Annotated in this window: 23 protein-coding genes; 11 read left to right on the top strand and 12 right to left on the bottom strand. The window is 46.2% G+C overall.

The genetic code is table 11. The annotated features are described in order from the left end of the window. Positions 1 to 20 precede the first annotated feature (20 nt). From B4W65_RS03020 to cbiD, 9 genes are read left to right on the top strand one after another with little or no spacing between them, the layout of a single operon-like run. Entirely contained in the window at positions 21 to 2,027 is a 2,007-nt protein-coding gene (locus tag B4W65_RS03020; protein WP_088653645.1) for a TonB-dependent receptor plug domain-containing protein, read from the top strand. Between the two features lie 12 nt (positions 2,028 to 2,039). Beyond that, positions 2,040 to 3,158, top strand: a complete 1,119-nt coding sequence (locus B4W65_RS03015) for an ABC transporter substrate-binding protein (RefSeq protein WP_088653644.1) — start codon at positions 2,040 to 2,042, stop codon at positions 3,156 to 3,158. Next, the gene (locus tag B4W65_RS03010) at positions 3,158 to 4,219 is read left to right on the top strand and encodes an iron ABC transporter permease (protein ID WP_088653643.1); all 1,062 of its coding nucleotides are present in this window, start codon (positions 3,158 to 3,160) and stop codon (positions 4,217 to 4,219) included. The genes B4W65_RS03015 and B4W65_RS03010 overlap by 1 nt, the downstream gene beginning before the upstream one ends. Before the next feature lie 12 nt (positions 4,220 to 4,231). After that, positions 4,232 to 5,305, top strand: coding sequence for an ABC transporter ATP-binding protein (locus tag B4W65_RS03005; protein WP_088653642.1), 1,074 nt, complete (start codon positions 4,232 to 4,234; stop codon positions 5,303 to 5,305). Further along, entirely contained in the window at positions 5,302 to 6,048 is a 747-nt protein-coding gene (gene cobI, locus B4W65_RS03000; protein ID WP_088653641.1) for a precorrin-2 C(20)-methyltransferase, read from the top strand. Before B4W65_RS03005 ends, cobI begins: the two co-directional genes overlap by 4 nt. Further along, positions 6,045 to 7,463, top strand: coding sequence for a precorrin-3B C(17)-methyltransferase (cobJ, locus tag B4W65_RS02995; RefSeq protein ID WP_088653640.1), 1,419 nt, complete (start codon positions 6,045 to 6,047; stop codon positions 7,461 to 7,463). The genes cobI and cobJ overlap by 4 nt, the downstream gene beginning before the upstream one ends. Positions 7,464 to 7,472: 9 nt before the next feature. Further along, the gene (gene cbiE, locus B4W65_RS02990; RefSeq protein ID WP_088653639.1) at positions 7,473 to 8,687 is read left to right on the top strand and encodes a precorrin-6y C5,15-methyltransferase (decarboxylating) subunit CbiE; all 1,215 of its coding nucleotides are present in this window, start codon (positions 7,473 to 7,475) and stop codon (positions 8,685 to 8,687) included. 9 nt (positions 8,688 to 8,696) lie between these two features. Next, a complete protein-coding gene (gene cobM / locus B4W65_RS02985; protein WP_088653638.1) occupies positions 8,697 to 10,490 on the top strand; it encodes a precorrin-4 C(11)-methyltransferase in 1,794 nt (597 codons plus the stop codon). Further along, on the top strand, positions 10,487 to 12,340 hold the full coding sequence (gene cbiD, locus B4W65_RS02980; RefSeq protein WP_088653637.1) for a cobalt-precorrin-5B (C(1))-methyltransferase CbiD: 1,854 nt from the start codon (positions 10,487 to 10,489) through the stop codon (positions 12,338 to 12,340). The genes cobM and cbiD overlap by 4 nt, the downstream gene beginning before the upstream one ends. Here the strand turns inward: cbiD and B4W65_RS02975 are convergent. After that, positions 12,264 to 12,731, bottom strand: coding sequence for a 6-pyruvoyl trahydropterin synthase family protein (locus B4W65_RS02975; RefSeq protein ID WP_088653636.1), 468 nt, complete (start codon positions 12,729 to 12,731; stop codon positions 12,264 to 12,266). The two genes, cbiD and B4W65_RS02975, sit on opposite strands and share 77 nt — an antisense overlap. A 14-nt stretch (positions 12,732 to 12,745) precedes the next feature. Next, the gene (locus B4W65_RS02970) at positions 12,746 to 13,078 is read right to left on the bottom strand and encodes an ArsR/SmtB family transcription factor (protein ID WP_240509462.1); all 333 of its coding nucleotides are present in this window, start codon (positions 13,076 to 13,078) and stop codon (positions 12,746 to 12,748) included. Positions 13,079 to 13,321: 243 nt separating this feature from the next. Here B4W65_RS02970 and B4W65_RS02965 point away from each other — a divergent pair, with 243 nt between their 5' ends. Continuing rightward, the gene (locus B4W65_RS02965; RefSeq protein ID WP_088653812.1) at positions 13,322 to 14,296 is read left to right on the top strand and encodes a polyprenyl synthetase family protein; all 975 of its coding nucleotides are present in this window, start codon (positions 13,322 to 13,324) and stop codon (positions 14,294 to 14,296) included. 131 nt (positions 14,297 to 14,427) lie between these two features. On the opposite strand, the gene deoC is transcribed toward B4W65_RS02965, so the two are convergent. The 3 genes from deoC to dtd are packed head-to-tail and all read right to left on the bottom strand — an operon-like array spanning position 14,428 to position 16,113. Next, positions 14,428 to 15,291: a deoxyribose-phosphate aldolase gene (deoC, locus tag B4W65_RS02960; protein WP_088653635.1), complete on the bottom strand. Its 864-nt coding sequence runs from the start codon at positions 15,289 to 15,291 to the stop codon at positions 14,428 to 14,430. A gap of 32 nt (positions 15,292 to 15,323) precedes the next feature. Further along, entirely contained in the window at positions 15,324 to 15,650 is a 327-nt protein-coding gene (locus B4W65_RS02955; protein ID WP_088653634.1) for a nucleotide pyrophosphohydrolase, read from the bottom strand. 10 nt (positions 15,651 to 15,660) lie between these two features. Continuing rightward, positions 15,661 to 16,113 (bottom strand): D-aminoacyl-tRNA deacylase, encoded by a 453-nt coding sequence (gene dtd / locus B4W65_RS02950; protein WP_088653633.1) that lies wholly within the window; start codon positions 16,111 to 16,113, stop codon positions 15,661 to 15,663. A gap of 50 nt (positions 16,114 to 16,163) precedes the next feature. Here dtd and B4W65_RS02945 point away from each other — a divergent pair, with 50 nt between their 5' ends. Further along, complete coding sequence (locus B4W65_RS02945; protein WP_088653632.1) at positions 16,164 to 17,138, top strand: lipoate--protein ligase; 975 nt, start codon at positions 16,164 to 16,166, stop codon at positions 17,136 to 17,138. 50 nt (positions 17,139 to 17,188) lie between these two features. Here the strand turns inward: B4W65_RS02945 and uvrC are convergent, their stop codons facing one another. The 7 genes from uvrC to B4W65_RS02910 form a co-directional block, all read right to left on the bottom strand. Next, a complete protein-coding gene (gene uvrC, locus B4W65_RS02940) occupies positions 17,189 to 19,000 on the bottom strand; it encodes an excinuclease ABC subunit UvrC (RefSeq protein ID WP_240509461.1) in 1,812 nt (603 codons plus the stop codon). Between the two features lie 11 nt (positions 19,001 to 19,011). Further along, a complete protein-coding gene (gene ade, locus B4W65_RS02935) occupies positions 19,012 to 20,652 on the bottom strand; it encodes an adenine deaminase (RefSeq protein WP_088653631.1) in 1,641 nt (546 codons plus the stop codon). A gap of 522 nt (positions 20,653 to 21,174) precedes the next feature. After that, positions 21,175 to 23,052, bottom strand: coding sequence for a tRNA uridine-5-carboxymethylaminomethyl(34) synthesis enzyme MnmG (gene mnmG, locus B4W65_RS02930; RefSeq protein ID WP_088653630.1), 1,878 nt, complete (start codon positions 23,050 to 23,052; stop codon positions 21,175 to 21,177). A gap of 187 nt (positions 23,053 to 23,239) precedes the next feature. Then, the gene (ybeY, locus tag B4W65_RS02925; protein ID WP_088653629.1) at positions 23,240 to 23,674 is read right to left on the bottom strand and encodes an rRNA maturation RNase YbeY; all 435 of its coding nucleotides are present in this window, start codon (positions 23,672 to 23,674) and stop codon (positions 23,240 to 23,242) included. Positions 23,675 to 23,694: 20 nt separating this feature from the next. Further along, positions 23,695 to 24,087 carry an ATP-binding protein gene (locus tag B4W65_RS02920; RefSeq protein WP_240509459.1) on the bottom strand — a complete coding sequence of 131 codons (393 nt, stop codon included), beginning with the start codon at positions 24,085 to 24,087 and terminating at the stop codon, positions 23,695 to 23,697. A gap of 94 nt (positions 24,088 to 24,181) precedes the next feature. Next, on the bottom strand, positions 24,182 to 25,336 hold the full coding sequence (locus B4W65_RS02915) for a murein hydrolase activator EnvC family protein (protein WP_088653628.1): 1,155 nt from the start codon (positions 25,334 to 25,336) through the stop codon (positions 24,182 to 24,184). Beyond that, positions 25,317 to 26,015 carry a DUF4292 domain-containing protein gene (locus tag B4W65_RS02910; RefSeq protein WP_158522759.1) on the bottom strand — a complete coding sequence of 233 codons (699 nt, stop codon included), beginning with the start codon at positions 26,013 to 26,015 and terminating at the stop codon, positions 25,317 to 25,319. Before B4W65_RS02910 ends, B4W65_RS02915 begins: the two co-directional genes overlap by 20 nt. Between the last annotated feature and the right edge of the window lie 52 nt (positions 26,016 to 26,067).

Raw genomic sequence — 26,067 nt, 5'->3', positions numbered from 1 at the left:
ATCACTTACTAAACCTACTTATGCAAACATTCAAAATGCTTGCACTGGCCTTGCTGTGCGCCATTGCAAACAAAAGTCAAGCCCAGAATATCGGACCCAATCCTCCTGCTGGTCTCATCAATCACGAGCTGAACGAAGTCGTTATTACGGGAACCTCAACGCCTCATGCCCTGAGCGAAAGTCCTATACAAACCGAAGTGTTGACCCGGCAAAAAATAGAAACGCTGCAAGTCGCCTCTCTCGAAGATGCCTTAAGTATGTTGAGCCCCTCCTTCAGCACCCAACCCAATGTAATGGGCAACAACCTCAGCATGAATGGACTATCGAACGACTACATCCTTATTTTGCTCAACGGAAGAAGGGTAATTGGCGATTTTTCAGGAAGCGTCGACCTGAGTCGCATCGATATGGACCAGGTAGAACGAATTGAAATAGTTAAGGGTGCGGCAGCTGCCCTTTATGGATCCGATGCTATGGGAGGAGTGATCAACATCATTACACGCAGCCAGCTGATCAACCCTTTGCAAGGAAGTTCGGTGAACCGAATTTCTGCATTCGGGACACGCAGCAGCAGCACATCGGTACAATGGCAGCAAGAGGGATTCAGCAGCCGTACCGGTTTTGTCTTCAAAACCACCGACGGTTGGCAGTTGAGTCCCTGGGAACTGGGGAAAGAAGAAAAGGTGCCCACTAAAAAAATGGCTATGCACCCCCAGAAAGATTTCCGTCTGGATCAGCATCTGGTCTATAACTACAAAAATTTGGAAGTGCAAGTGGGTGGAGCTTTGTACAAAAGAGAACTGTTTCGACCCACCGCCCATTACAGCAACGATTACCGTTTTGATGATCACCAATGGGAGGCCGCCCTGAATTGGCAACTAGCCAGACAACAAAAGCTAAAACTGGAAACCACCAGCCAGACCTTCAGCTATACCAAAGTGTTTACCCAGGAGACCGACGGATTTAAACAAGGAGAGGAAGATTTATCAAAACTTCAAAGACTCAACCAGCTGCGCCTGGTTGCCCAGCTTTTTCCCGGCGAAATGCAGCAACTGATTATTGGGGCTGAGTGGCAGGGCCATCACATGGAGAGCCCCAATTTACCTAAGACCGGGGTGCAGCGAACCGGGAAGGTACAAAAACAAGAATTGGGCTTATGGATCCAGGAAGAATGGGCTGCATTGCCGCAGCTGGACCTGGTGGTGGGATTCAGACACTCTTTTCACGAAGACTACGGTCACCACAGTGCGCCTAAGGTGGCGCTTCAATACAAACCGGGGCCCTTTCGCTTCAGAGCCAATGTGAGCGCAGGTTACAAAACGCCCACGCTGCTTCAACTCTACTATTCTGCCTTATCGTCACGGGGGTTACAAACCTACGGGAACACCGAGCTGGAGCCTGAAACCGGAATGTACACCAGTCTCTCTGCCGAGTACGTTAAAACCAACTTCTCCCTGGTCTTGAGCGGGTTTTACAACGACATACGCAAAATGATTGAGCTCCAGCTTCTGGATGAAGTCATCACCGAAAGTGAGTATCAGCAAGGCATCCGCAACAAAAAGCGCTACCAAAACCTGGGTGAAACCTACACCCGCGGAGTGGAGGCCATGACGGAATGGCGTCCTGCACAAGACTTCCAATTGTCGCTGGCCTACAGCTATACCCATGCCCGCGGTCGCAGCGAAGCTGGAGCCCCCTACTTACCCCTACCGAAAATCAGCGAACATGCAGCCACCTGTCGCCTGGGCTGGAACCGCACCTGGCAAAGCTACGTACTTCGACTCTCGCTCAACGGACGCTACGAAGGAGAAAAATATTTTGCAGATGGCAACAGCAAAGCTTATCAGCAATGGGACTTAAACAGTCTGCATACCTTCAAAAAACATCCCAAACTGCCCCTGACCCTGGGCGTGGGCATTCGCAACCTCTTTGACCAAACCGACAACAGCCCCTTCGGAAGCAACTACGCAAACATCGATCCGGGGCGCCGCCTTCAACTGAGTCTTCAAATTGCTTTCAATCGCTGAATCCCCACTGTCATGAAAACAAAAGGAAACAACCGCCTTTTGGCCGGGCTGATCCTGGTCCTCCTGAACGCCTGTTCGTCTCCGGCAAGGTCACCACAGCAGTCCCTTGGGCAAACTGAGATAAAATATGCAAGTGGATTCCGAATAGAGGCCATAGCCGGAGGAACGCTCATTTACCTGATGGAACCGGCCGACTCAACCCAGGTCCTTGCCAGAGTGGCATTGATGGAGCCTGGGGCCAAGGCCCCCGATGGCACCACGGCATTAGAGCTGCCCTTAAAGCGAATCGTGTGCCTTTCAAGCACCTACATGGGGTACTTCCTGGAACTAAATGCCCGCGATAAAATTGTAGGCGTTAACAGCTTTCGTCACCTGAACGACAGCACCATCAGGGCCCGTATTCTGAATGGTGAAATCCTTCAAGTTGGCAAGGAGGGTCATTTCAACGGAGAATTGCTGATGGCCTTAAGACCCGACGTGGTTTTCGTGTCTCCCTATAAAACAGGCGGTTACGAAGCCTTGCAGCATCTGGGACTTCCGCTGGTACCCGTGCCTGCCTATTACGAAGAAACTCCACTGGCCAGAGCAGAATGGCTGCGCTTATTCGGTCGCTTTGTATCTGAAGTGCACCGGTCCGACAGCCTTTTTGCCCAAACTGAGAAAGCCTACCTGCAACTGAAAAAACTTACGGCTTCCATCGACCAGCGTCCCACCATCTTCTCGGGTCGATTAAAAGGAAATGTTTGGTATGTGCCGGGCGGAAAGAGTTTTTACGCCCACTATTTTGCCGATGCCGGAGCCTCCTACCTTTTTGCCGACAACCTGGAACGCGGCGCCTTGAGGGTCGACTTTGAACAAGTGTACCAGCGGGCTGCCCGGGCCGATTTCTGGCGCATCTATTCCAACGTACCCGGCAACTACAGCCTCAGCCAATTTGCCGCAGAAGACCACCGTTACCCACTTTTTGACGCCTTTAAAAATGGACAAATCATTTACTGCAACATCCACGACCGGCCCTACTACGAGTTGGGACCGGTTAAGCCCCATTGGATTTTGGCCGATTACATCCATCACTTTCATCCCCAATTATTGCCCCATCATCAACCTTTCTTTTACCAAAAAATAAACTGATGCGCCCTACGCTTATCCCCCTAAAAACGCGGATCCTCCCGCAGAAGAACCTTCTTTTCCTGCTTTTGCTGTTCCTGGTTGCATTGTCCTTCCTGGCCAACCTCGTTTGGGGTTCGGTAAACATTCCTTTGGACTTCTTTTTTGGGGGCGATGAGGGCGACGAATGGCAAAGAGAAATACATGCTAATATCGTGACACGTACCCGACTCCCACAAGCGCTTGTAGCCACGGGAGCAGGTATGTCCTTGGCGCTGGCTGGCTTAATGCTCCAAACGCTATTCAGAAATCCTCTGGCCGGGCCCTCGGTACTGGGGATTTCCTCCGGAGCCAGTCTGGGCGTTGCTTTTGTTATTCTGCTGGCAGGTCCCCAACTCAGCACGCTGTTCCGACATTTTGCACTTTGGGGCGAGTTGTTGGTCATTGCTGCGGCCTTCACAGGAGCGCTACTCATTTTGTTGCTCATCTTAGGAACTTCCCTGCGTCTGCCCGGTACCCTGGGCATCCTGATTATAGGAATAATGGTGGGCTATTTGTCGAGTTCGCTGGTAAGCATGCTCAAATTTTTCAGTTCCGAAACAGATCTCCACAGCTACATCATTTGGGGACTGGGAAGCTTTGCCCGCCTATCTCCCCAAAGGGCGGTAATCTTCATTCTGCTGGCAGGGCTCCCTTCACTGGGGTTGCTGACCCTTGGAAAAACCCTTAATCTAATGGCTCTGGGCGAAAACTATGCCGCCAATTTGGGCCTCAACACCGCAAAAGCGCGTATAATAATCTTGCTGGTGGCAGGCTATCTCACAGCAGTAGTAACCGCTTTCTGCGGTCCCATTGCCTTCATTGGAATGGCCGTACCCCACCTTTGCAAATTTCTCCTGCGTACGGGCGATCATCGAACCCTTCTGCCGGCCACCCTGCTTTTGGGTGCAGCCACGGCCCTGCTCTGTAACCTCGCAGCACGTTTACCGGGCATGGACGCCACCCTGCCCATCAACTCGGTCACCGCCTTTGTTGGTGCTCCCGTAATCATCTCCCTCATTTTGTCGCGCCGCTTCCAGCATTAAAAAGCTACCAACATGTCCACCCTATTAAACTTTAATCAATTGACTACCGGTTACCTCCAAAACCGGAAAACACAAGAAGTAAGCACTCAACTCTCGGCCCTGCTGCGCAGGGGCGAACTAACGTGCTTACTGGGTGCCAACGGATGTGGCAAGAGCACCCTCCTGAAAAGTCTGTGCGGCTTCCTTCCTCCCCTATCGGGACATATCCAAATAAACGGTCGACCCCTTGAAATGCTCAACCGAAAAGAACGAGCACGTCAAATCGCTGTGGTGCTCACCGATCGGGTAGATAATCCCCTGCTTACCGTAGCCGAAATGGTGGCCCTGGGCCGAAGTCCACATACTAATTTCCTGGGCAAGATGAAACCCGCCGATCATGAAAAAACCTGGACGGCCATGGAAATGGCCGGAATTGCCCACAAAAGGGAGTCTCCCCTGAATCAACTCAGTGATGGCGAACGCCAAAAGGCTTTAATAGCCAAGGCTCTGGCACAGGACACTCCTCTAATCGTACTCGACGAACCCACCGCCTTTTTAGATCTTCCGGCCAGAGTAAGCGTCATGCATTTGCTTCGAAAACTTTGCAAGCAACACGAGAAAAGCATTCTGCTCACTACACACGATCTGGACCTGGCCCTACAAATGGCCGATCGACTTTGGTTACTCGGAAAGGGCCCCGGAATAATGACAGGTGCTCCCGAAGACCTTTTACTGCAAGGAAAACTGCAATCGCTCTTCGAAAACCACGGCATCGAAATGGATCCCAAAACAGGCCTGTTTCAGGTCCGCCACAGTTGCTTTCAAAAACTCCGTGTAGAAGGCCATGGCTATCCCTATGTTCTACTGCGACGGGCACTGGCCCGTCACGGCATTGCCCCTGCACCAGCCAACCATCCTCATCCACTCCATGTAAAAATTACGGGCCACGAAGTGCCGCTGTTTCATCTGCACTACGATGAAACCAGTCTGGTTCAGAGTCCCTCCATAGAACCACTGCTTCAAAAAATTATTCTTTTAATGAAACAAGACCCATCACTTTTCCAGGACCACAAGCACTTTTATAATAACCCAAATTCTGTACAATGAATAAACCACTGTTAACGCGCGCCCAACGAATACCATTGACCGCAGTAGGCCTCGGTCCGGGAGATCCCGATTTGCTGACGCTGAAGGGTTTAAAAACCCTGCAAAAGGCCCAGGTTATTTTTTACCCTGCCACCCTCAGTAAGGATGGCAGTTTCCACAGCTATGCCCTCCGGATTTTGGAAGCCCACTCTTTTAAAGCCCGCCTGTCGCCACTGATTTTTAGTATGCAAACCAGCCAACGAACAAAGGATTACGACAGTGCCTGGCTGCAGATAAAAAAAGAATTGGACAAGGACATAGCAGTCTGTGTAGTGAGCGAAGGGGATCTGATGCTCTATTCCACCTTTGGGAACCTGTTGTCGAGGGCTAAAGCTGCGAACTACCCCTGTAATTTGGTGCCCGGCATCACCTCTTGGCTACACGCCGGCGCCTTGGCCCAAAATCCCCTGGTGCAGGAACAGGAAAGCTTGTATATTATTGCAGCTCCAAACAGCATTGACGAAGTAAACCGGAAGCTGGCTGCCCACAGCTGCGTAGTTGTAATGAAACCCGCTCGACTGAACCACGCGTGGAGCGACCATCTGGCAGCTTGCGATCGACCCTTTTTCTACATCGAGCATGCAGGTATGCCGGAACAATTCTTCACCCACGACGCAGGTGACCTTAAAAACAGAACCATGCCCTACTTCTCCCTACTGATATTTTTTCCAACAAAAAGAAATACTGAAAACCAACTGAAATGAAAGCCCCAAAAATATACATCATTGGCATTGGGCCAGGCCACGAAAAATACCTGACCACAGAGGCTCTGGCCGCGCTTAACCATTGCGAAGTTATCATCGGTTACAAGCGCTACCTGCAGCTCATAAACCAAACAATAGAAGGCAAAACCCTCATCAGTTCTGGAATGATGCAGGAAAGAGAAAGGGCCGAAAGCGCCTTCGAAAGGGCCGAAAGCGGCCTGGCCACCGCAGTGGTCAGCAGTGGCGATGCCGGGGTATATGGCATGGCCCCACTGTTGCTTGAGATGAAAAAGGAGCGCCGGTCGGTGGTCGAATTAGAAATAATCCCGGGAATCAGCAGCCTTTTTGCAGCCGCAGCCCTCTTTGGCGCTCCACTGGGTCACGATTTCTGCGTGCTTTCACTATCGGACCTACTGACCCCCTGGACCACCATCGAAAACAGAATAGAGGCAGCCGCCAAGGGCGATTTTGTTACAGCAGTGTACAACCCCGCCAGCAAAGAACGATATTGGCAACTTCTGCGTCTGAAGGAAGTGTTTTTAAAATGCCGAAAAGCAGAAACTCCGGTTGGCATAGCCCGGCAGGTTGGTCGCAGCGATCAGGAGCTGCGCATTGTACAACTGAAAGACCTGAAAGCAGAAGATGCCGATATGCTTTCGATCCTCATTATTGGCAATAGTCAAACCGAAAGCATTGACAAACAACTTCTTACGCCACGAGGCTACGCCACCAAATACAACAATATGCCAAAAAAGAAAGGCAAAGTAGGAAGGCGCATCATGAAGGAAAGCTTCTCCCTCATACGAAAACAATTGCAAGGAGCCGACCACATGGATGCAGAAACCCTTTGGGCCAGTCTTTATGCTATTCATACCACCGCTGACTTCAGCCTGGCTCCCCTCATCGAGGTACAAGCCAACAGCATACGCCAACTTCATGCCTGGCTCACCCAGAATGCAAGTACACATATAGTGTGCGATTCTGAAATGGCCGCAGCAGGAATTCGTAAAGGAGTATTGGCACCCCACAACATACACCTGCACTGCTACATTTCGCACCCGGAAGTCATCGAAAAAGCAGAAAACAAAAACATCACTCGTGCCCAGGCGGCCTTGCACAAAGCCGCGGAAATACATCCCGATGCTTTATATGTTTTCGGAAATGCACCTACCGGCCTCAGGGAACTCATCAAACTAAGCAGAAAAGGACTTATGAAACCATCAGGAATTATAGCTGCCCCAGTGGGTTTTGTCAATGTACTTGAATCAAAGCTTGAACTAAAACATGGTTTGCCCGCCACAAACAAGATCATCATAAAAGGAAACCGGGGAGGCAGTAATCTGGCTGCCACCCTGGTAAATGCAATTTTAAGTTGGGACCAGGCCGAAGCCTTTAACCCAGGCGAAGGGATGTAAAAAGAATACATGCAAAGAAACAAACCCGATTATATTTTAGTGGGAATGCCAGATGCAGCACCACTTGCCTGGGCAACGGTTCACAGGAATCTATTATTGAGTCACCATTGGTTTGCCGGCGGCACTCGTCATTATGAATTGGTTAAGCACCTTCTGCCACCCACACACCATTGGATCGAAATCCGGATGCCTCTGAAAGACTTTCTTAAACAACTGAGCAAGGTCGACGGAACAGTGGTGATCTTTGCTTCAGGCGATCCTTTATTTTTTGGTATAGGCAATACCATTCAAAGATCTTTCCCTGAGGCTACAATAGAAAACCACCCTGCACCCGGCTCCCTCCAGCTTTTGGCCATGCAACTGAGGCAGAACTTTGGTCTATTCCGTTGTGTTTCCTTAACCGGCCGACCCTGGAAGGAACTGGATCGTTGCCTGCTTATGGGAGAAAGAAAGCTGGCGATACTCACCGACAGAAAAAAGACACCGGCAATCATAGCTCAGCGAATGTTGGAATATGGCTATGGACACTACCATATGACGGTAGGAGAAAGAATGGGGGGAACGGCTGAAAAAATAACGGAGGGAACCCTTGACGAAATAAAAGACAAAAGTTTTGACCATCCCAACTGCTTGCTGTTGCAAGCCGGCGAAGAAAGCGGCTTTGGCCCACACAAAGGCCTGGATGAAAGTGAATTTATTCACCTGGAGGGTCGACCAAACATGATAACAAAATTGCCCGTACGCCTGACCGTATTGGCGGCCATGCAACTTTCACGACGCAGGGTCTTCTGGGATGTGGGCTCCTGCACAGGAAGTATGGCCATTGAAGCACAATTACAGGCACCTCATCTGCTGGTCACAGCCTTCGAAAAAAGGGTCAACAGCAAACAACTCATCAAAGCCAATGCACGTCGCTTTGGCGCTCCGGGCATTCAAATCGTAGAAGGCGACTTTTTATCCAGCGGGGGCCTGCAGACAGATCGACCAGATGCAGTGTTTCTGGGTGGCTATGGTGGAAAAATGACTGCGCTCCTCGATGTCATTCACAACCAATTAAAGGTTGGTGGGGTACTTGCCTTTAATGCGGTAAGCAACCAAAGCAAGGAGCGCTTTTGCCAATGGTTGGCACAGCACCAATACCCCATCACTACTTCCTACCAGGTGCAACTTGCACCCCATCAACCCATAAACATTATACTTGCACAAAAACCAAAAGAAAAATAACGACACGCCATGCGACAAAAAAAACATTCCCTTACTCAATGGGCCCTGCTTTATGCTTCGGCTGCGGGTCAGGCCTTAGCGGTAGACCTGCTTAAAAACGGCCTGAAAGCCGATGTCTTTCCCATAAAAGAAGCCGACCTCGCAGCCATCACCCGGAATTATTCGGCCATCCTTTTTATCGGAGCCCTGGGCATTTGTGTCCGCAACATTGTCCCTCATCTCAGAGACAAAAAAAGTGACCCGGCGCTGCTCAATACCGATGTGCAGGGCCGCTTTGTACAAACGGTGTTGGGCGGCCACCAGGCCGATGCCAACCGCTTAACCCAAAAACTGGCTGCGCGACTGGGTGCCCTGCCGGTACTGAGCACAGCCAGTGAAAGTCTGAATCTGTGGCCGCTGGATTTGCTCGCCCGGCGCTTTGGTTGGAAAACCGAAGTGCGCGGAAACCTGAACCAGCTGATGGCCCGTTTTGTGAACGGAGCTCCTACTGCACTCCTCCTCGAAGCCAGAGATTCCGGAACCTTGTATTTGGAAAACAGCCTGCCGGATCACGTCACCTGCTTTTATCAACAAGAAGACCTCCATCCAGAGACCTTTGAACTTTTAATTGTCGTCAGCCCATTCAACAGATTTGATAATCAAGAAGGTATATTTTTTCGACCGCCCATACTTTACCTTGGCGTGGGTTGTCAAAAGAACATTTCAGGACCTCTACTGTACGAAACAATACGCGACAGTTTAAGTCAACAACAACTCTCCCCTCTCGCACTGGCAGGCATAGGTTCCATAAGCCTCAAAAAAGAAGAAAAAGCCCTAAAAGTCTTGAGTCAGAAATTCGAAGTCCCCCTGCATTATTTTGAAGCCGACACCCTCCGGAAACATACGGTACCTCACCCGTCCATTCGGGCCGAAAAAGAGACGGGCAGTCCTTCGGTAGCCGAGGCAGCAGCCTGTGAAATGGCACAAAACACCTTACTCGTCGGCAAACAAAAGCTAAAAGCAGGGCCCCAAAGTGCAACCATCGCCCTGGCCTTGTCGTCCCAATACGAGCGAAAAGGCTTTGTTCATTTTGTAGGTGCCGGTCCGGGCCACCCCGACTTTATCACCGTTATGGGCCAAAAACTGATTAGAACCGCCGACTTGCTCCTTTACGCAGGCAGCCTGGTTCCGGAAATTCTTACCCACGAGGTAAAACCAGGTTGTCTCGTTAAAAATTCTGCCGAAATGGATCTGCCCGGACAAGTCGCTTTAATGAAGGAATTTTGCGATCGCAAACTACAGGTCGTACGTCTGCATACGGGAGATCCATGTATTTACGGAGCCATTCAGGAACAGATGGCGGTCTTAGACCAATTCGCCATTCCTTACGCCATTGTACCGGGCGTCAGCTCCTTTCAGGCCGCTGCTGCAATGCTAAAATCTCAGTTTACCATTCCCAACGGCACCCAGACCATCATCCTGAGCCGAGTCGCGGGGAAAACCCCTACTCCAGCAGCCGAATCGCTTACGAATCTGGCCAAATCGCAAAGCACCCTCTGCCTTTTCCTGAGTGCCGCCATGGCAGCACAGATTCAAAAGGACCTGCTGCAATCTTATCCGGCCCATACCCCCGTAGCCATTTGCCATAAACTCACCTGGCCAGAGCAAAAAATCATCCGCTGTAAGCTGAATCAGCTGACCGAAAAAATGCAAGACAGCGAATTACATCTTACTACCTTATTGGTCGTAGGCCAGGCCATCGATAACCGGAAAGGGAAATCTCAGTTGTACCATCCTGATTTTAAACACCTCTTTCGACCATGATTCTACTCTTTGGAGGCACCACAGAGGGAAGGGCAACAGCGCATCTGCTGGACCACCTGGGAATGCCCTATCTGTACCATACCCGTACACCTGGCAACCAAAGCGTAAAGGGGAAGCACCAATGGGGACTACTGGACCAACCTGCCATGGTAAAATTATGCCGTCAAGAAAATATCAGTCTGTTGATCGACGCTGGCCATCCGTTTGCAGAACAATTACACAAGAATGTAACAAACACCGCACAAATAACCGGACTTACTGCCATCCGAATCGAACGCCCTGAGCTGTCTCTAGAGCAACGACACCTGAGGGTATTCGAATCCTGGCCCCAGATGATGGACGCCCTCGAGAAACTGCCCATACAACGCATTCTGGCCTTAACCGGTGTACAAACCATAGGTCATTTTCAAACACTCAAAAGCCCCCACAAAATCCATTTTCGCATTCTCGATTCGGCACTTTCCTTTCAGAAGGGCTTACAGACCGGTGTACCAAAAGCCCATCTTCACCCTGCTCCGGCCCATCTGAATGCACAGAATTTGAATCAAATGCTGAAATATATAGATCCCTCTTTACTCATAAGCAAAGAAAGTGGTACCAGCGGATATCTTCAACTAAAAATAGATACAGCAGCGTATAATAATCTGCCTTTATGGATTATAAAACGACCAAAACTACCAAGGTATGCGCATTTGGTTTATCAAATTTCTGAACTCCATCAATTGTTGTTGCGAATGCGACGAACCAAACGACAACCAGACTTGCCCCTAAGAAACGGCTACACCACAGGAGTTTGTGCTACAGCAGCAGCCTTGGGCGCATTTGAATGGCTAATGACCAACCAATGTCCAGCGCAAACCAAACTTTTTCTGCCAGATGGGGCTGAGGTAGAGCAAAAAATCTATGCAGAAGCTGCACCACTGAACAATACAGCAAGTTGTACTGTAATTAAAGATGCAGGTGATGATCCGGATGTAACTCATGCTGCTGTAATTGGATGCAGGGTAAAACTCCTCTCCTCTTCAGAAATAAGGTTCGAAAGAGGAGAAGGCGTGGGCCTGGTTACGCTACCCGGGCTAAATTGCCCTCCCGGAGAGCCCGCCATCAATGAAGGGCCCAAAAAAATGATGGTTCATAATCTAAAAATTTTGGCGCAACGCTATGGTTACAAAGGCGGGTGGATTCTTTGTCCCTTCATTCCGGAAGGCCGCACATTGGCCCAGAGAACCTTCAATCCGAGAATTGGCATAACAGGCGGCCTAAGCATAATTGGAACCACAGGAATCGTACGACCTTATTCGCACAGCGCCTTTGTAGGGGCACTGCAAAAACACATGGAAGTCGCCAAAGCTATGGGTCATCGCCAATTGGTAGCTACCGCGGGCCAACGAGGAGAAAACCTCTATAGAGAAATCTTTGGCGACCAGACCGAAACAGCATTCGTACACTATGGCAATTTGATCGGAGAGACAATACACTGCGCCATAAAATGCAACTTTGAAAAAATCAGCATCGGCATTCTGCCTGGAAAAGCCATAAAATTGGCAAGGGGAGCCCTCGATACCCACAGCAAAAACGCTGCGTTGGACCCTGCTTATGTTCAGGAACTGGCCCAAAGAGCAAAACTGTCACTGCGAGGAAGAAAAGCGCTGAAAAAGATTATACTTTTCAACGAAGCCGAAAGTTTATTAGCCCCCTCCGACCTCCAAAGACTTTATCACGAAGTGGAACATGCCTGCCAGGAAACGCTCAATAAAAAATTTCCGAAAAACATCAAGATAAAGGTGATGCTGTTGCATTGTCCTGGGCATACCACTCGGCAAAAGAATTCGCCGTTTCGTGCAACTTAAGGCTGAAGAGTTCTACTTGGGGAGGAAGAGCCTTTTGCAAACGATCAACAAAATCGATGAGCATGTTTTCGCAAGTCGGCTGATAATTCAGAATAAAATGACGTTCGCCCATTTGACCTAAGGAGGCAATCAATTCTGGCGCAACTTTATTGCTGACGACAATGGCATGGTCGAGATCGTTCACGATCTCGCGGTTTACAATCGCCTTTAAATCACCAAAATCCATAACCATACCCAATTTGGGACTGGCGGGATTTTGTTCGGGAACCCCCAAAACGGTTACCTGCAAAATATAGGAATGCCCGTGAATGTTTTTACACAAGCCGTCGTAATTGTACAAGGCATGCGCCATTTCAAAGCGAAACTCTTTGGTTAAACGTATTTTTGTCATTATTTCCTGCTCCTCTATCCTACTGAACACTTACTGACACAATCGATGATGTTGCGGAGACTGTCGTGCCGCAAAAAATAAAAGGTGTTTTTACCCTCCCGTTGGGAAGCCAAAACCCCCTTATCCTTCAGAATACCCAAATGATGAGAAGTCGTGCTTTGCTCAATGTTCAACAAGGTATGAATTTCCGTTACGGTCAGTTTTTTCCCGTCTTCCAGGTGAGAAAGAATGGCGATGCGCATGGGGTGCGCAATGGCTTTGAGCATACTGGCGGCACGCTCCAACACCTCGGGTTGAAGATCGGTGATTTTCATATTCGACGACTTATTAAAAGAATACTTCTCCATAACTAAATAATGCTGGATTAAGCTTACAGTCAACAACAAATAAAACCTTCTTGCGCAAAGATAACAAGATTTGCTCAGTTGATATCGAAATTCTAAAAATATTTACATACATCTATATGTTTTCTTAGGCAAAACAAGTTCTTTGTCCGACTGTTGTTCATGCAGAGCAGGTCAACAAATAAACAAGGTCATTGCTGCCGAATTATGCGGCAAATTGCTATTTTTGTTACTTATCCGGTAAAAATGAGTGCAACTGCAAAAATAAAAGCCCCCATCAGCAAGGAAATGCGTGAGTTTGAGCACTATTTTAAGCAGCAGCTCAACTCCAAAATTCCTTTGCTCAACATCATTACCAACTACTTACTGCGACGCAAAGGAAAGCAGATGCGCCCGATGCTCGTTTTTCTGACGGCAAAATTAAACGGTGAAATCAGCGAGGCCAGTTATACCGCGGCGGGACTCATCGAATTGTTGCATACAGCAACGCTTATTCACGACGACGTGGTGGATGAAACCTATCAGCGCAGGGGATTTTTCTCCATTAATGCACTCTGGCGTTCAAAAATTGCCGTATTGGTGGGCGATTACTTTTTATCGGCGGGACTCATCAGCGCACTTAAAACCAAACAGATAGGCGTGCTCGAAGTGGTTGCGGATGCCGTACGAGAAATGAGTGAAGGAGAATTGCTTCAAATCGAAAAATCGCGACGTCTCAACATCACGGAAGAGATTTACTACGAAGTGATTCGTATGAAAACCGCCACCCTAATTGCTGCCTGTACCAAAGCAGGAGCCTATTCGGTAAATGCCGGAGAAGAGGCCTTGAACAAAATGCAGGAGTTTGGAACTTGCCTGGGAATGGCTTTTCAGATAAGGGACGACCTGCTCGATTATGAAAAGACCAACCTTGCGGGCAAACCAACAGGCAACGATCTGAAGGAAAAGAAAATCACCCTGCCCCTGATTCATGTGCTCGATCAGATGTCGCCTGCCGAACGAAGGCAGACTTTACAAATCATCAAACGCCACCACAAAAAAGAGCGCAAGATTGCACCCATCCAGCGAATGGTCAAAGAACGTGGCGGCATTGCCTACGCCAAAGCAAAAATGACCGAATACCGCGACAAGGCTTTGGATATTTTACACAGCTATCCCGAATCAGAGACACGCAGTGCGCTGGAAGAACTGGTTTATTTTACCACCACCCGCAAACTTTAAAAAAGTGCGGGGTCGTCTCAAAATCAGAGACTCCCCCATATGTAGTATGCAAGTTACTTGAAAGAATGGCCCGTGGCAGTAAGCTATAATCAGCCCGTAGCAAACGCTGCCACTTTGTACCTTTAAGTCTTTTAAAAATACTTTTGCGTTCTGCCACTGAGGGCCGTCAATAAGTTGTTGGCCAAACGACTGGCACCAATTCGGAAGCGTTCAGACTGCAACCACTCTTCACCCAGGACCTCGGCAACGATATGCCAGTACAGCAACGCATCTTCCACGCTGACAATGCCCCCGGCCGGCTTAAATCCCACCACCTTTTTACGCCGAGAAGCAAAAGCCTTAATGGCATGCGTCATAACCCAGGCTGCTTCAGGAGTAGCCGCCGGTGTATGTTTTCCGGTAGATGTCTTAATAAAATCTGCCCCCGCCTCCATGGCTAAAAGACTGGCCTTCCAAATGTTTTCGGGACTTTCGAGCGCTCCGGTCTCTAAAATAACTTTTAAATGAGCCGAACCAATGGCCGCTTTTATGCTCGAAATTTCGTCGCCAACCAACTCATAATTCCCCTCTAAGAACTCTCCGACCGAAAGTACAATGTCGATTTCATTGGCCCCAAAGAAAACAGCCTTGCTGCACTCTGCCACCTTATTGTCCAGAAAAGTCTGCGCACTCGGAAATCCACCCCCTACCACAGCCCGTTGAACCGGAAGCTCCTTCAAACGGGAGTAAAGTATCGAGGCAAATACCGGATACACACAGATTGCAGCCACATTCGGAAAATCGGGAAATGCCTCCGGAAAGCCCACAACTTTGGAACAAAACAGTTCTATATCCTCACTGCTGTCGCTTGTATTTAAACTTGTTAGGTCTATACAGCTAAATATTCGCATTAACACATCGTCCTCACCACTTAACTGGGTAAAGCGCGAGGGATCATAAGCCGGCAGTACAGCAAAATCCTGCAAAAACTCATCAAACAAAGGAATGGTATCCATGATTGGTCTATTAAATGTTGGTCTAAAATATACTATTTCAATTTTGAATTAGTCAAATGTCGCTGCGCATCTCTTCTCGTTTTCTTTTCTATACTTTGCCGCAGCGCCGAATCCAAGTCAACACCGGTTTGATTGGCCAGGCAAAGTAAAACCCAAAATACATCCGCCATCTCGCCAGGCAAATCCTCCGGATTCTCGCCCTCCTTGAACGATTGGTCTCCATACTTGCGGGCCATAAGGCGTGCCAGTTCACCCACCTCCTCCATCAATATGGCCGTATTGGTTAACTCACTGAAATAGCGGACGCCATAATTTTTTATCCAGTCGTCCACTGCTCGCTGCGCTTCTTTAATGGTCATAGGCCAAATGCTATAATTTATTTTCGGTATCAATAATCAAAGTAACCGGGCCATCGTTAATCAATTCGACGCTCATTTGAGCACCAAAGACTCCCCGCGCAACACCTTGTCCGCTGAGACCTTCCATAACTTGCAAAAAATATTCGTACAAAGGAATGGCCTTTTCTGCCCCGGCTGCATCCACATAAGAAGGCCGATTGCCCTTTTTGGTTCGGGCATGCAAGGTAAACTGACTCACTACCATCAGTTCGCCACCCGCCTGTTCCAAATTGAGATTCATCACCCCGGCTTCATCATCAAATATTCGTAAACCCAGAATCTTTCGTGCCAGCCAATCCACATCTTCTTTTTCATCACTATGCGTTATCCCAACCAAAATTACCATTCCTTTGTTAATTTTGTGGCAATGCCCTTCCGGGGTACGCACCGTGGCCGAACCAACTCTTTGAACAACTGCTTTCATCCGCTAAAACTAACTTTAAAAATGCCCCATTTTGGGTAAAATTAAGAAAAATGAACCACACCATCATCAGCAACTCTATGGATCCGGCCTTTAATTTGGCAGCGGAAGAATACCTATTAAGACAAAAAAAGGAAGACTATGCCTTTTTTTATATCAACAAGCCCGCTGTGATTATCGGAAAGCACCAAAATGCACTGGCCGAAATCAACCTGCCCTATTTGGAAGAACAAAATATTCCGGTTTTTCGGCGTATGTCGGGCGGAGGAACGGTATATCACGATGAAGGAAACTTAAATTTTTGCTTTATAAGAAACGGAAATAATTCTGACCTTGTGAATTTTAAAAGAGAAACTGAACCCATCGTAGCAGCCCTCCAACGAAGAGGCCTTCCTGCTCGTAACGGAGAACGAAACGACCTCTTACTTAACTACAAAAAGATTTCGGGCAATGCCTGTCATGTTTTTAAGCGACGGGTAATGCATCATGGAACACTTCTTTATCGGTCCGACCTGAACCGCTTAACAGGCAGCCTAAAAAGTGATCCAACGCGCTTTGAGGACAAGGCGGTAAAATCGGTTCGCAGCGAGGTGGTGAACATCAATGAGCTGCTACAATCAAAGGAGACGACCCCCGAATTTTTACACAACCTGGTGGAGGATTTATTGCGTCATAATAACGATTGGGAAAAAGCCAGCTTTAGTACGACCGATCTGGAAATGATTGAACAACTAAAAAAAGAAAAGTACGACAACAGCGAATGGAATTACCGTTATGGACCAGCCTACACCTTTAAAAAACGCTTTCAAAGCGGTCGTTTGGTTTTGGGGGTAAAGCTGCGTGTAGAAAAGGGGAGAATAACACAAGCAGAGATCAAAGGCAACCATCAGCCCACAGAACACTTAAGCATCCTGGAAAATAAACTAAAAGGCTGTTATCACGACAAAACCAGCCTGTTTGAAATATTGCTGAAGGAGGAGAACATACTGCCCTTACCGGCCAGTGAATTAATTAATTCTTTTATATAAATAATTATCTTATAATTTTGTAAATCAAGTATATATAAGTTGTTTTTGTGCTAGCTCTTTCCATCCAACCAATCCCTCAGTTTACGGGCACGGGCTTGACCAATTTGTTTGGCCAGATCGTCAACACTGGCTTGACGTATGTTGCGCATCGACTTAAAATGACGCAATAAAAGCTCCTGACTTTGAGGCCCTATACCGGGTACATCCTCCAATTCAGAAACTAAGGCCCCCTTACTTCTCTTGTCGCGGTGAAAAGTTATTCCAAAACGGTGTGCCTCATTTCTCAAATGCTGAATAATTTTCAGGGAACTGGTATTCTTATCCAGATAAAGAGGAACCGGATCTCCCGGGTAGAAGATTTCTTCCAGACGTTTGGCAATGCCAATAATGCTGATTTCGTCATCCAAACGCAAGGATCTTAGTGCTTTTACCGCAGCCCCTAGCTGACCCTTACCCCCATCAATAACAATCAATTGTGGGAGTGAACTCCCCTCCTCCTTTAAGCGTTTGTAGCGTCGGAAAACGACTTCTTCCATAGAAGCAAAATCATCGGGCCCAACTACGGTCTTAATATTGAAATGCCGATAATCCTTTTTAGCAGGCTTTCCGTTTTTAAAAACAACACAAGCAGCCACCGGATAGGCCCCCTGAATGTTGGAGTTGTCAAAACACTCTATGTGCACCGGAAGTTTCTTTAAACGCAAATCCTTTTGTAACTGCTCCAACAACACAACATGTCTGGGCGTTTTCAATTGATTGGCCTCCTGTTTTAATTTTTCCAGACGGAAATACTTCACGTTACGCTCCGATAATTCAAGCAATTTCTTTTTATCTCCAATTTGCGGAACAGTAAACTCCACCTCTTGGAGGTCGGCACTTGGTTTAAAAGGAACAATAATTTCGCGGGCCGTACTGTTGAAGCGTTCCCGCATGTCAACAATGGCAAAAGCCAGCAATTCTTCCTTCGTTTCCTCGAGCCTTTTCATTATTTCTACTGTGTGGGCCTGAATAATGGCCCCATTCATAATACGCAAAAAATTGACGTAGGCCGATTTTTCATCATTCAACAAACTGAAGACATCTACATTGTCAATCTTTGGATTTACAATGGTAGATTTACTTTGAAAACCCGACAAAATCAGAATCCTTTGTTTTAAGGATTCCGCTTCTTCAAAACGATAAGCTGCAGCCATTTCATGCATACGCGTTTTCAAATAGCGAAGCACCGACTGAATGTTTCCCTTAAGAATATTACGGATGTCTTCTATATAAGTAAGGTAATCTGCTTCACTTTGCAGTCCTTCACAAGGTGCTTTACAATTTCCAATATGATACTCCAGGCAACGTTTAAATTTTTGTTGGGCAATGTTGTCGTGGCTCAATTGTAGACGACAGGTGCGCAGCGGATACAAATGACGAAAAAGTTCCAAAAGCGTACGGACCATCACCACAGAGGTATAAGGTCCAAAATACTGGCTGCCGTCTCGAATAAACTGCCGAGTTTGATGTACCCGCGGGAAAGGTTCATTTCGTATGACAATCCAGGGGAAACTCTTATCGTCTTTAAGCAGTACATTGTAGCGCGGTTGATACTTCTTTATTAGATTGTTTTCCAGAAGCAAGGCGTCCTCTTCTGAGTTGACCACAATATGACGGATGTCCCGAATCTTTTTAACCAAAACACGGGTTTTCCCATTATCGGGTTCCCGATTAAAATAGGAAGCCACCCTCCTTTTCAGATTTTTGGCTTTACCGACATAAATAATGCGATTGTGCTCATCAAAAAACTGATAAACACCAGGGCCGGCTGGAAGAACAGCAATAATGCCACGCAAGACTTCTATTTGCGGATTTTGCAACACAGCAGATCGCTTTATTCAAAAAGGGACACAAAAGAGAACTGGTCAACATCGAACAAACCCCGGTCACCCAACTTTAAGGAAGGAATGACTAAAAGGGACAAAAACGACAGTGTCATAAAAGGTGCTTTTAAGGAGGTTCCCAAAGCACGCGCCTGTTGGCTCAGCGAAACATAAGCTTCAGCCACCTGCTTACCCGGCTTTGGACTCATTAGTCCGGCAATGGGAAGGGGTAATATTTCAGCTTGCTCCCTGGACCGCCAACCGATACCTCCCCCCGAAGAGATTAAGTCCTTTAAGAGCGCAAGGATATCCTCATCATTGGTGCCTACTACAATTAGGTTGTGGCTGTCGTGAGCAATGGTGCCGCCTATGGCTCCTTCTTTAAGCCCGACGTTTTTTACAAAACCTACGGATGGTTGAGCTGGGGTGTAGCGATTAAGAACAACCATTTTAAGAATATCCTCTTGAAGGGAAGCTTCAATAAGATCCCCTTTCTTAGCTGCAGGCTGCCAAAAATAGGTTCCGGTAAGCAACTCGCCATCTTCCACCTCAATGACTCGCAGTCGTGCATCATCGGAAGGCATCCTAAGCATCAAATCTTCCGGCTCAGGGATACGGGCATTAAATTTATTGGGGAGATCTGTCTCTGGGAGCGAAAAAGACAGGCCCCCTAATTTATTATAAACCTCTTTTCCGTCAATATAGGTGGCTTCTACCGCGAAATCACTAAGATTGTTTACTACCACAAAGTCGGCCGAATCCCCCACCCTCAGCAAACCTACCGGCAGATTATAATGAAGTACCGGAACCAGACTGGCGGAACGCAAAAGATCAAAAACATCCAAATTAAACTCCTTGATGCCCCTACGCAACAAACGGTCGATGTGGCCATGATTAAGAATTTCATCAGGATGACTGTCGTCGGTACACAGCATCAATTGATCACCATAGTTGGTATACAAGGAATGTAAGGCCTCAAAATTACGTGCAGCACTACCCTCTCTAATTTGAATCTTCATTCCCAGACCAATCTTTTCAAGGGCTTCTTGTAGATTTGCACATTCGTGGTCGGTAGAAATTCCAGAAGAAACATATTTATTTAGATCGGCCCCTTTAAGACCGGGGGCATGCCCATCAATAGGCTTTCCGCTGTCCGCTGCAGATTTTAGCTTGGCCAACACCTCCTCCGAATCATGAACCACACCTGGATAGTTCATCATTTCAGACAAAAACCAAATATCCTTTCTTTGCATCAGAACCTCTACTTCGGAAGGGCCCACGACAGCACCGGAGGTTTCAAAGGGTGTAGCTGGAACACAAGAAGGAGCACCGAAAAATGTTTTTAAGGGGGTCTTTGCGCTGTTGTCGATCATAAACTCTACGCCTGCCACTCCCAGAACATTGGCAATTTCATGTGGATCGGTTACGACGGCCACAGTTCCACGTGGAACCACCAACTCGGAAAAACCAGCCGGGGTCAACATCGAACTCTCAATATGTACATGGGAATCTATAAATCCAGGAACAATATAGGACTCACTTTTTACAGGCTTTTCCACAATATCTACGATACGTCCCTCTGCAATATGAACCTCCCCTTTAAAAACACGTCTGTTGTGAATGTCCACAACATTTCCTCGAACTATTTTCATGCCAAAACAAATAAACTAATTAAAATACTGCTGACTCCTGGCGAAATAATAAGGCAAATAAATCGGCCTAAAACGATCAAAATACAAAGCACTATAAAATCCGTCAAAAACGAGGGTGTCAGATTGAGTAAAAGTCGTACACCCCCAAAAAATAAAATTCAAAAAAAAACAGTTTGCCCCATCTACAAAACTCAGCCAAAAATCAATTATTGTCGCTTCATCTAAACTGCATTAGTACTAAAATATCCCTTACAATGCTCGCCATCTTCGAAATCTGAGGATCCACTCTAAAATTGTTTGAAAAACAATTTTGTATTTATCTCATCTGTTTTCTTTGCGCTTGTTTCTATTTGTTGGCCTTAATTATCGTATCGCAAAAACTTATGATTTAAGCAGACTAATCCCATTAAGAGCGATACCAAGTTAAAGAATTAAACAAACCACGCTTAGTCAATCCAAAAACAGGAAACAAAAAAGTTGGATCCAAAACCAACCAAGCAATTAGTTCCACGTGGAACAGCCCTACCTCCCCAACAAGACAAGCAATACATTTACATCGCTGGGGCTAACCCCACTAATGCGTGATGCTTGCCCAATGGTTTCAGGGTCGATACGCTTAAGCTTTTGACGACCTTCGGTACTTATGGTCAAGAGCTTTTCATAATCAAATTTGCCTTTAATTTTTAAATGCTCTAAGCGGCTCAACTTGTCGGCAATTAAACGCTCCCTTTGAATATATCCTTTGTACTTAATGTTTATTTCAGCAGCCTCAATAATCTCTTCTTTTCGGTCTACAGGGAATTCAGAACAAAAGGCAGCCAGGTCGGGAAGCTCATCCAGCAAATCCGTCAAACGAACTTGAGGGCGAGATATTAGATCAATCAATTTTATGCCCTGATTCAAGGGCGAAGTTCCAACTTTCAGCAAATAGGAATCTACATCCTTGCCTCGGATCGAAAACTTGTTCATAAAATCAATTAGGTCGTCACGCAAAGCCACTTTCTCCTGCAAAAGATCGTATCGTTCCTTACTGGCCAATCCTAAAGCAAAGCCTTTAGGCGTTAGGCGCACATCGGCATCGTCTTGTCGCAGCAATATCCTGTATTCGGCACGACTGGTAAACATTCTATAGGGTTCATCTACCCCCTTGGTAATTAAATCATCAATTAAAACACCTATATAGGCTTCATCTCTTTTCAAGACAAATGGATCTTCCCCTCGCTGTGAAAGCACGGCGTTGATCCCGGCCATGAGTCCTTGAGCGGCGGCTTCCTCGTATCCGGTTGTGCCATTGATTTGACCGGCGAAATACAGTCCATTGATTAATTTGGTCTCCAAGGTGGGTTGTAACTGTGTGGGGTCAAAAAAATCGTATTCAATGGCATAACCCGGCCTAAAGTAACTGGCGTTCTCCAAACCAGGAACTTTTTTTAAGGCTGCAAATTGGGTTTCCATAGGTAAAGAAGAACTGAAACCATTCAGATAATACTCAATGGTCGTTTCGCCTTCAGGCTCAAGATAAAGCTGATGCATTTCCTTTTCGGCAAAAGTTACAATCTTTGTTTCGATACTGGGACAGTAGCGCGGACCTAAGCTTTGTATGGTTCCATTAAACATGGGACTCTCGTACAACTTACTGTTAATAATGCCGTGTACAGAGGGATTGGTATAGGTGAGGTAGCAACTGCGCTGCTTCAGTATTCTATTATTAACAGGCAAATAACTGAATTTATAATGGCCCTCCTCGCCGGGTTGTTCGCTCAGCTTCGAAAAATCGATGGTGCGCGCATCAACGCGAACTGGCGTGCCTGTTTTCATTCGACCTACCCTAAAGCCAGCAGAGAGCATTTTCTCGGAAAGTCCATAAGAAGCTGAATCTGCCATTCGACCACCTTCCATTTGAAGGGAACCCACATGCATGAGTCCATTCATAAAGGTTCCGGTAGTCAGCACAACCGCTTTAGCAGATATGCGAACACCCATCTTGGTCAATAGCCCAACAATTTTGCCCTCTTCCAAATCTAAATCCACAACGGCATCTTGCCAGAAATAAAGATTAGGAAGTTGTTCCAGCGTCTCTCGCCATTTTTGTGAAAACACCATACGGTCGCATTGTGACCTGGGACTCCACATGGCAGGTCCTTTACTGCGATTGAGCATACGAAACTGAATAGAGGAGGCATCGGTAACCAACCCCATAAAACCTCCAAGCGCATCTATTTCCCTAACAATCTGACCCTTGGCAATACCTCCTACAGCCGGATTGCAGCTCATTTGAGCCATTTTATTCATATCCATGGTCACAAGGAGGGTTTTAGCGCCCAGTCCAGCGGCGGCAGCAGCAGCTTCACATCCAGCATGTCCTCCTCCAACTACAACGACATCAAAATTAAATTCCATTATAAAAAGTTGTTTCAGTCATTACAACAAAGAAAACACAAATTTGCTTAATGGTCAATTTATTAAACATAATTAAGGCTTGTAGCTTTTCACAAAAACCCACAAGCCGAACAAGAATATAAGACAAAGAGAGTAAGAATTAAAAACAGTGCGTCGATCTGACTGTAACTTACTGATTAAAAACATACTAACCAGCTAGTTCCGAGAAGTGATTCAGCCAAATTTCTTCTTGTTGGCGCATCGTCTTAATATCGCTTTCCTTATGGTCGTCGTAACCCAACAGATGCAGAACCCCATGAATAATAACCCGACTCAATTCAGATTGAAACGTTCCGCCCAAACGAAGTGCATTATCATCGACCATTTGTATACTGATGAAGAGGTCGCCGGAAATAATGCGTTTAGAGGAGTAATTAAAGGTAATAATATCCGTATAATAGTCGTGGTCCAAAAACTGCTGATTAACCTTAAGGAGGTAGCTGTTATCGCAAAATATCACACTTAGTGGTCCACAACTAAGACCGTGGTGCTCGATAAGATTACTTAAGCCTGCACGGACCAATGAATAATCTATGGCCGGCAAATCTACATCTTGTGTAAAAAACTCGATGTTGTGTTCCATAAATGTGTTCCAAAGGCAACTTAAAACTTAAAAGTGAGTTTCACCTCGTTTCCTTTATCACTAAAGGCCAATTCATCGGCAAGATGCTTCATTAAAAAAACTCCTCTTCCATGGGTTCTTTCAATGTTCTCAGGAGTGGTAGGATCAGGAAGTACAGTATGATCAAAACCCTCTCCTTCATCACTAATCGTAAATAAAATACGATTGCTTTCCACCGCGTAGGATATCGACACCTTTTTCTCTGCTACCATTTTGTTGCCATGTACAATGGCATTGTTAACACCTTCAACTACAGCCAACAACAATTTACCATATACATCAGAATGAAAAGCATACTGTTGCGAAAGATCGTCGATTAACTTCTCGACGAGACTAATATTTGAAATGTCAGAATGAATGGTAATCTTACTCATTTAAGTATTATTTACTTACCCAAAAATAGGAGTGTTCAAAACAATTACCCCTTTATACTTAAAAAATCAAAAGAAGTTTCTAAAAAAAACTCCTTTATGGCTTTAACCATGAAGATGGATCTAATTTTTGGTTTTCTTGCCAAAGTTCAAAATGTAGCACTTTGGAATTGGTGCTATCGTCTAAAAAGATACGACCCAAAACCTGACCAGCCTGCACCTGTTGCCCTTGTTTTACAACCACTTCCTGAAGATTGGCATAAACAGTTAAATATTTGCCATGACGAACCAAAATGGCTGTATTATATCCGGGAATGCCAACCACTCGACTTACTTCACCCGAGTGAACAGCGAGTGCTTTGTCATCGGAAATACTTTGTATATCGAGGCCATTATTTTTAATGGTAACACTTTTTAGTACCGGATGGGGATGTTCACCAAAAGCGCTAATCACTAACCCTTTACTAACTGGCCATATGAGCTTACCTTTAAAATCTTCAAAATCGGTACCCGTTAGCCCTGCTTGCGAACTTCGAATGTATTCTAAAATTCTGTTTTCCAAATTCTTTGCCTTAGCTTCTAAATCACTTATTGAGGACCTTAACCAGGATTCATCCTGTTGTAATTTACGAAGTAATTGCTGATAATCTGAACGGGAAGCTGAAAGGGACTTTAAATTTACTTCGATTTGTTGCAAGGCAGCTTCTTTCTGCGCTTTTTGCTGACCAATATCCCTTTGCAAACCCTTTAGTTTTGATTGACTTTTAACCAAAAGCAGCCCTTGCTTGCGCCTATAATCACTGTACTCTTTAAGAAGTCTAAAACGACGATAGGAAGAACTGAAATCGGCAGCACTAAGAAAGTAAACCAGTTCGTCCTGGGCGTTTTTACGAAGATAGGAGTCTTGCATAAGACGTGCATATTCTTGTTTCAATTGATCAAGATCATTTTCAATTTGATTGATTTCTTGCTGTAAGTGATCTATATTACCATCCAAATCGTCTATTTCACGCTGCAAAGTAAGCAGCGCGTTTTCACGTACGGAAATTTCAGTTTGCAATAATTGCATCTCCCGAAGAGATCGAGCTCTAGAAGAACGCGTCTTTTCTAAATCACGGCGCGAACGTTCTATTTCCTCCAGCAAAGCTTCCCTCTCTGATTGAAGATCCTCTACTACCTGAGCAGAAGCAGAGTGAGTCCACCCCAAAAAAATAATAACAAAAAAAACATATTTAAAAATGAACTTCGTCATATCCACTTGGTATAGAGAAATTTAAACTTTGACTCCCATCTACTTCAATGGATGAAAGTTGAATGCTGAGTGTAATACTATCCTGAAGTCTTTGCCCCTCCATAAAAATAAGGCTGGGAAATAAAAACCCTCCATCTACCTTTAGAAAATCTGAATACGCCAATTCCATAACAATATCACGATCCGGAAACTGTACCTCAGAGGATAATAGTCTGTACGCATCGGGCATAAACCGCAAATACTGATGGCTACCGTCTTGATTTGTTCCGGAAGTAAGCAAATATGACATAGAATCACGTTGCATCTTAAAAGATCTTAAGGAACCACGACCTTCGGGAAAAACAAAAACACCATTACTGAGAATCTGCTGAAACTGTAGAAAATTAAAATCAAATAAAAATCGTTGAGACAGGCTTTTATAATCACTTCGCATCACCTTACGGTTAAGACGGTCTAATACAATAATCTCATTTTTAGATAACTGGAGACGATACATTTCGATACCCATCACAGGAATTACAGAAACTATAATGGCCGAGTCCTTTCGTATGTAAATATTGGCCCTGACAGCCTGTGACTTCCCATTTTGCTTAAATTCAACAAAGGCCCGGCGAAAAAATAAATGTTGGTAATCAAGGGCGTTGTCTTCAATCGCCTTAATAAGCTCCCTTTCATTCATCTCCCTTTTAACAACCCCAGGGAAAAAAGTGTCCAGACTTTTACATGCGCTG

The sequence above is a fragment of the Geofilum rhodophaeum genome (genome assembly GCF_002210225.1).
GTDB lineage: Bacteria > Bacteroidota > Bacteroidia > Bacteroidales > Marinilabiliaceae > Geofilum > Geofilum rhodophaeum.
This window is presented reverse-complemented; position numbering and strand designations above follow the sequence as displayed.

Bases quoted from the DNA above. Each gene is read 5' to 3' on its own strand.
- B4W65_RS03010 (WP_088653643.1), top strand. From the start codon at position 3,158: ATGCGCCCTACGCTTATCCCCCTAAAAACGCGGATCCTCCCGCAGAAG.
- cobM (WP_088653638.1), top strand. From the start codon at position 8,697: ATGCGACAAAAAAAACATTCCCTTACTCAATGGGCCCTGCTTTATGCT.
- mnmG (WP_088653630.1), bottom strand. From the start codon at position 23,052: ATGGAATTTAATTTTGATGTCGTTGTAGTTGGAGGAGGACATGCTGGA.
- B4W65_RS03015 (WP_088653644.1), top strand. From the start codon at position 2,040: ATGAAAACAAAAGGAAACAACCGCCTTTTGGCCGGGCTGATCCTGGTC.
- cbiE (WP_088653639.1), top strand. From the start codon at position 7,473: ATGCAAAGAAACAAACCCGATTATATTTTAGTGGGAATGCCAGATGCA.
- dtd (WP_088653633.1), bottom strand. From the start codon at position 16,113: ATGAAAGCAGTTGTTCAAAGAGTTGGTTCGGCCACGGTGCGTACCCCG.
- ade (WP_088653631.1), bottom strand. From the start codon at position 20,652: ATGAAAATAGTTCGAGGAAATGTTGTGGACATTCACAACAGACGTGTT.
- B4W65_RS02910 (WP_158522759.1), bottom strand. From the start codon at position 26,015: ATGAATGAAAGGGAGCTTATTAAGGCGATTGAAGACAACGCCCTTGAT.
- cbiD (WP_088653637.1), top strand. From the start codon at position 10,487: ATGATTCTACTCTTTGGAGGCACCACAGAGGGAAGGGCAACAGCGCAT.
- B4W65_RS02915 (WP_088653628.1), bottom strand. From the start codon at position 25,336: ATGACGAAGTTCATTTTTAAATATGTTTTTTTTGTTATTATTTTTTTG.
- B4W65_RS02920 (WP_240509459.1), bottom strand. From the start codon at position 24,087: ATGAGTAAGATTACCATTCATTCTGACATTTCAAATATTAGTCTCGTC.
- B4W65_RS03020 (WP_088653645.1), top strand. From the start codon at position 21: ATGCAAACATTCAAAATGCTTGCACTGGCCTTGCTGTGCGCCATTGCA.
- B4W65_RS02955 (WP_088653634.1), bottom strand. From the start codon at position 15,650: ATGACCATTAAAGAAGCGCAGCGAGCAGTGGACGACTGGATAAAAAAT.
- deoC (WP_088653635.1), bottom strand. From the start codon at position 15,291: ATGGATACCATTCCTTTGTTTGATGAGTTTTTGCAGGATTTTGCTGTA.
- ybeY (WP_088653629.1), bottom strand. From the start codon at position 23,674: ATGGAACACAACATCGAGTTTTTTACACAAGATGTAGATTTGCCGGCC.
- B4W65_RS03005 (WP_088653642.1), top strand. From the start codon at position 4,232: ATGTCCACCCTATTAAACTTTAATCAATTGACTACCGGTTACCTCCAA.
- B4W65_RS02945 (WP_088653632.1), top strand. From the start codon at position 16,164: ATGAACCACACCATCATCAGCAACTCTATGGATCCGGCCTTTAATTTG.
- B4W65_RS02965 (WP_088653812.1), top strand. From the start codon at position 13,322: ATGAGTGCAACTGCAAAAATAAAAGCCCCCATCAGCAAGGAAATGCGT.
- cobI (WP_088653641.1), top strand. From the start codon at position 5,302: ATGAATAAACCACTGTTAACGCGCGCCCAACGAATACCATTGACCGCA.
- B4W65_RS02970 (WP_240509462.1), bottom strand. From the start codon at position 13,078: ATGGAGAAGTATTCTTTTAATAAGTCGTCGAATATGAAAATCACCGAT.
- B4W65_RS02975 (WP_088653636.1), bottom strand. From the start codon at position 12,731: ATGACAAAAATACGTTTAACCAAAGAGTTTCGCTTTGAAATGGCGCAT.
- cobJ (WP_088653640.1), top strand. From the start codon at position 6,045: ATGAAAGCCCCAAAAATATACATCATTGGCATTGGGCCAGGCCACGAA.